The sequence below is a fragment of the Allobosea sp. 01N443 genome, assembly GCF_056399325.1.
Genome location: NZ_JBFTRC010000287.1, coordinates 1 through 5,198, shown reverse-complemented (window position 1 = coordinate 5,198; position 5,198 = coordinate 1). Strand labels below are relative to the sequence as shown.

The 5,198-nt window shown below is 67.8% G+C and carries 5 protein-coding genes; all 5 read right to left on the bottom strand.

The annotated features are described in order from the left end of the window. Positions 1–31: 31 nt before the first annotated feature. On the bottom strand, positions 32–967 hold the full coding sequence (gene gcvA, locus AC1DRP_RS34695; protein WP_476770911.1) for a transcriptional regulator GcvA: 936 nt from the start codon (positions 965–967) through the stop codon (positions 32–34). A 137-nt stretch (positions 968–1,104) separates the two neighbouring features. After that, positions 1,105–2,076: an ABC transporter ATP-binding protein gene (locus AC1DRP_RS34690; RefSeq protein WP_476770910.1), complete on the bottom strand. Its 972-nt coding sequence runs from the start codon at positions 2,074–2,076 to the stop codon at positions 1,105–1,107. After that, positions 2,073–3,053, bottom strand: a complete 981-nt coding sequence (locus tag AC1DRP_RS34685) for an ABC transporter ATP-binding protein (protein ID WP_441508127.1) — start codon at positions 3,051–3,053, stop codon at positions 2,073–2,075. The genes AC1DRP_RS34690 and AC1DRP_RS34685 overlap by 4 nt, the downstream gene beginning before the upstream one ends. Further along, entirely contained in the window at positions 3,050–4,594 is a 1,545-nt protein-coding gene (locus tag AC1DRP_RS34680; protein ID WP_476770909.1) for a gamma-glutamyltransferase family protein, read from the bottom strand. Before AC1DRP_RS34680 ends, AC1DRP_RS34685 begins: the two co-directional genes overlap by 4 nt. Continuing rightward, positions 4,594–5,198 (bottom strand): polysaccharide deacetylase family protein (locus tag AC1DRP_RS34675; protein ID WP_476770908.1); only part of this gene is annotated, 605 nt, incomplete at its 5' end. The genes AC1DRP_RS34680 and AC1DRP_RS34675, both read right to left, overlap by 1 nt.

Below are 5,198 nucleotides of genomic sequence, written 5' to 3'. Positions count from 1 at the left end.
GCGTCACTTCATTCCTTCGGGGAATGAAGTTTCAGCCCTTCGGTGCGAGCCGGTTTTCGTCGCGCTGGCGCTGCCGGAACACGCTCACCTCATCGAGGACCCAGCGTCGGAACGCCTGGACTGCCGGCAGATCTCGTTTCCGCTCGGGGCAGACGAGGTAGTAGGATTCCGCGCTCTTCATCGCGCGGGCGAATGGTGCGACCAGCCTTCCGTCGGCCAGTTCGGCTTCGATCATGAAGCGCGGCACGATCGCCATTCCCATGCCGCTGATCGCAGCCTGGATGATCATTTCGAACTGCTCGAAGCGAACGCCGTGGAACGGGTTGACCTCGCTCGCGCCGGCCAGCTGCAGCCAGTCCTTCCAGGCTCGCGGCCGTGCGCGGTGATGGAGCAGGGCGAGCCGATCGAGATCCGCGACCGTGCTGACGGGCCCGTGGGGAGCCAGCAGCGACGGAGCGCAGACAGGAATGATCTCTTCCTCCATCAGCAGGTCGGATGGACCGCCGGGCCAGGGCTTCTCGCCGAAATAGACAGCGATATCGATGTTCTCCTCGACGAGGTCGAAGGGCCAGGCCCGAACGGTCAGGCTGAGGGCGAAACGCGGATGCAGAGCCCGGAAACCGCCGATCCTCGGGGCAAGCCAGCGCGCACCGAAGGTGGGAAGGGTGGCGATGTTGAGTATTCCGCCGCCGCCCTGGAAGGCGAGCGCTTCCATGGTTGCCGATTCCATGATCTCGAGGGCCTCGCGCACCCTGGCGAGATAGAGCTGTCCCGCTTCGGTCAGGACAATGCGCTGTCTCACGCGCTCGAACAGGCGCAGGCCCAGGAAGGCCTCCAGCGACTGAACCTGTTTGCTGACCGCGCTCTGCGAGAGATTCAGTTCCTCGGCCGCGCGGGTGAAGCTCGAATGGCGCGCCGACGCCTCAAAGATCGTCAACGAAGGCAGAGACGGCAGGACGCGGCGCACGATGGGTTCCGGGCGGATCGACAAGGACCGTTCAATAGCGATGGGCCGTTGGGTTGGATACGGCAATTCGCCCGCGGACAGAGCGCATTTGCCCTGCGTCTCCGGCAGTTCGAGCCTCCGTTCCGAAGGGCCAGCTGCTAGTGCCTCAGGATACAGGCCACGCGCGACCCTGCCGCCGTCTCCAGCAGGGGCGGACGGGCCGCGCTGCAGGGCTCGATCCGGATCGGGCAACGGCTGACGAAGGGACAGCCTGGCGGCGGCGAGAGCGGGCTCGGCAGGTCTCCGGTCAGGATGATCTTCTCGCGCCGGCGTTGCAGCAGCGGGTCCGGCAGCGGGATCGCCGAGAGCAGCGCCTGCGTATAGGGGTGCTGCGGCGCCTCGAACATCGTATCGATCGGCCCGCTTTCCATGACCGTGCCGAGATAGAGCACCATCGCCTCGTCGGCGATATGCCTGACGACCGACAGGTCATGCGAGATGAACAGATAGGCGAGGTTGAGATCGCGCTGCAGCTCGAGCAGCAGGTTCAGCACCTGCGAGCGGATCGAGACATCGAGCGCCGAGACCGGCTCGTCGAGAATGAGCAGGCGCGGCGACAGGGCCAGCGCGCGTGCGATCACCACGCGCTGGCGTTGCCCGCCCGAGAGCGCGCTCGGCAGACGCTCCGCGAAGGCGGCGGGAAGGCCGACCCGGTCGAGCAGCTCGGCCACCCGCTTTCGCCGGTCGCTGCGCGTCCAGCCGGCGATGGCGAGCGGCTCGCTGATGCTGGCTTCGATACTCATCTTCGGGTCGAGCGCGGCGCTCGGATCCTGGAAGACGATCTGGATTTCCTGGGCGAGTTGCGCCCGCTCGCGCCCCTTCAGCCCGGTGATGTCGCGGCCATCGAACGCGACCGTGCCACCCGTCGCCTGTTCGAGGCCGATCACGGCATAGGCGGTCGTCGATTTGCCGCAGCCGGATTCGCCGACCAGCGCCAATGTGCGGCCGGCCGCAACGTCGAAGGAGACGCCGTCCACTGCCTTGACCACGCCGCCCGGCGTACCGACGCYGCGACGCAGCTTGAAATGGACCTTGAGATCGCGGACCTGAAGCAGCGGCGATGCGGTCATACCAGCGCCTCGACATGGTCCGAATGCCAGCAGGCGGTGCGATGGCTTTCTCCGACGCAGGCGAGAGGCGGCGGCGCCAGGCAGGCCTCGTCCGCCAGCGGGCAGCGCGTCCGAAAGCGGCAGCCATCGGGCCAGGACCCGGCGCTCGGGACCATGCCCTCGATGGTGCGCAGCACGGCCTTGCGCTGGCCCTGCAGCGTCGGAATCGTGGCGAGCAGGAGCTTGGTATAGGGGTGGTGCGGTTCGGCGAAGATCGGTTCGACCGCGCCGCTCTCGACGATGCGCCCGCCATACATCACGCAGACATCGTCGGCGAGATCGGCAACGACGCCCATGTCATGGGTAATCAGCACGATCGCGGTGCCGACCTCTTCGCGCAGGCGGCGCATCAGGTCGAGGATCTGGGCCTGGATCGTCACGTCGAGCGCCGTCGTCGGCTCGTCGGCGATCAGCAGGGCCGGGCGACAGATCAGTGCCGAGGCGATCATGATGCGCTGGCACATCCCGCCCGAGAGCTCGAACGGATATTGGCGCGCGCGCCGCGTCGCATCGGGAATGCCGACGCGCGTCATCATCGCGATCGCCTCCTCGCGCGCGGCGCTGGCCGAGAGGCCGCGATGCAGGATCAGCGCCTCCTCGACCTGCTCGCCGACACGCATCAGCGGGTTCAGCGAGGCGACCGGCTCCTGAAAGATGATCGTCGCCTCATTGCCCCTGACATCGGAGAGCGCGGCCTCGCCAAGCCCTGTCAGGTCGCGCCCGTTGAGCCGGATCGCGCCGCCCTTGAACCGTGCCGCCTTCGGCAGCAGGCCGAGCACCGAGAGCGCGGTCAGGCTCTTGCCGCAGCCGGATTCGCCGACGATGGCGAGGATCCGTCCGGCACCGACCGAAAGCGAGACCTGATCGATGATGCGGTTGCCGTCGATCTCGACGACGAGATCCTCGATCGCCAGGACGGGGGCCTCGGTCGTGCTCATGCGGTTGCCGCGACGACTGCCGCCCAGGCGCTGGTCGGATGGGCCATGCCGATGAAGCCGCCGACGGAAGAGGTCATCACCGCCGAGGGAATCGAGAAATTTACGGGATAGAGCGTGTCCTCGACGATCTCGACCGGGAAGGCGGTGGCGACGGTCGCGGCGACGTCGGGTTCGGCGCGGGCGTCGATCTTGATGCGCGGCGTCGAGGCATCGATACGCGGGCGATGGAAGGCCTCCTCCAGGGACAGACCGAGATCGGCGATGCCGGAGATCAGCTGGAGCACGGTCGGGAAGATCGTGCGCCCGCCGGCCGCGCCGATGGCGAGCACCGGTCGCCCGTCCTGGCTCAGCACCAGCGGGCACATATTGGCGAGCGGCTTCTGGCCGGCTGCGATGCTGTTCGGCTGGCCGGGGCGTGGATCGAACCACATCATGCCGTTATTCATGATGATGCCGGCATTAGGCAGCGCGACCTTGGCACCGAAACGTGAGAGCAGGGTGTTGGTCAAGGAGACCATGGTCCCGTCGCGATCGACCACGCTGACATGGGAGGTGCAGCCCGCTTGCGGTGTCGCTGCATGGCCGAGCGTGGTCAGGCGCGTGGCATAGGCCTCGCGGATGGCGCTGGCATAGAGCAGGGCCCGTTGCGCAGGCGTCGTCTCGCGCGAGAGCGGGCCGGACGCCAGACGCACCGCCGCATCGAGGAAGCTCGGCCCGCCGCTGAGGCCGGGAATGGCGGCGATGTCGAAATCGCGATAACGCCCGGTCAGCGGCGGCGCCCAGGTGACGTCATAGGCTGCGAGATCGCCCGGCCGGATGGCCGAGCCGCCGGCGGCGAGATCGACTGCCAGCATGCGCGCCGTCTCGCCCTCGTAGAAATCGCGCGCGCCGGACGTCGCCAACCGCCTGAGCAAGGCCGCCTTCTGCACCATCGGCTTGAAGCGCCGCGTATCGGCTCCGGCCTTGGGCGCATGGCCATTGTCGAGCAGCAGGGCGGCGAGCACCGGGTCGCGGGCGATGCCCGCCATTTCGATCGCGATGCAGAGCGCCGCGAACCAGTCGATCTCCAGCCCGCGCTCGGCATGCTCGATCGCCGGTTGCAGCGCTTCCTCCCAGGACAGGGTGCCATGACGCTCCAACGCCGCGGCGAAACCGGCGATCGCGCCGGGAACGCAGATCGCACCATAGCCGGAGACGTTCCGGTCCCCCACCACGGAGGGCCAGGCGAACCAGTTGCCGGTCTGAGCATCGGTGAGCGGATAATCCGCCGGGTCGATGCCGGCAGGCGCACGGACATTGAAATCGAGCGTTTCGGTCGCCCCCGTCCGACCATCGGCATGGACGAGGAAACCACCGCCGCCGATGCCGGAGAGCCAGGGCTCGACCGTGCTGAGCACCAATGCGGTGACGATGGCCGCATCCATCGCATTGCCGCCGCGAGAGAGCACGGCCGCGCCGGCCTCGGCTGCGTGCCGGTTCTGTGCGGCGACGAGGCCATGGGCCGAATGGACGGCAGGCCGGCGGACGGTGAAGGTCTGCATCAGCACGGCGCCTTGAAGCGTCGTGGCGCGCTTGGCTCGGCCAGGCGCAACGGCACGCTGAAGCGCTGGGCATTGGCGCTTGCGGCATGATGGGCCGCGAGTTCGCCTACGGTCGCGATCCAGACGCCGGGCGAAGAGGTCACCGCGTCGAGCAGCCGCTCCAGCATCCTGATCCGCCCGGCCCGGCCGGAAATCCAGTCATGGATCGTCAGCATCATCATCCGGCCCTCGCGATGCAGCATGTGCCACTCGTCGAGCCAGGCTTCGAGGATGCCGCCCTGCGGCGAGGGCGGGGCGCGGTCCGTCGGGCTGCCGGTGAAGCGGAAATAGATCGCGTCATCGACCGCCCAGAGCACCGGAACCTGGGTAATGCCGTCGATCGTGTAGGGATGGTCGAAGCCCATCAGCGAGCTGTCATAGAGGCCGCGCCGCTTCACCTCCGCCAGCATGGCCGGCGTCATCTCCCAGGCCGGCGAGCGGAACCCCTTCGGCACGATTCCGGCCTGGGCTTTGAACAGCGCCAGCGATTCATCGAGCGCGCGGGCGAATTCCTCGGGACCGGCTTCGGTCGCGATCTCGTGGAAATAGCCGTGCAGGCCGATCT

What these genes read in the sequence shown, in the direction of transcription:
- AC1DRP_RS34685 (WP_441508127.1), bottom strand. Translation starts at nt 3,053, where the DNA reads ATGAGCACGACCGAGGCCCCCGTCCTGGCGATCGAGGATCTCGTCGTC.
- AC1DRP_RS34680 (WP_476770909.1), bottom strand. Translation starts at nt 4,594, where the DNA reads ATGCAGACCTTCACCGTCCGCCGGCCTGCCGTCCATTCGGCCCATGGC.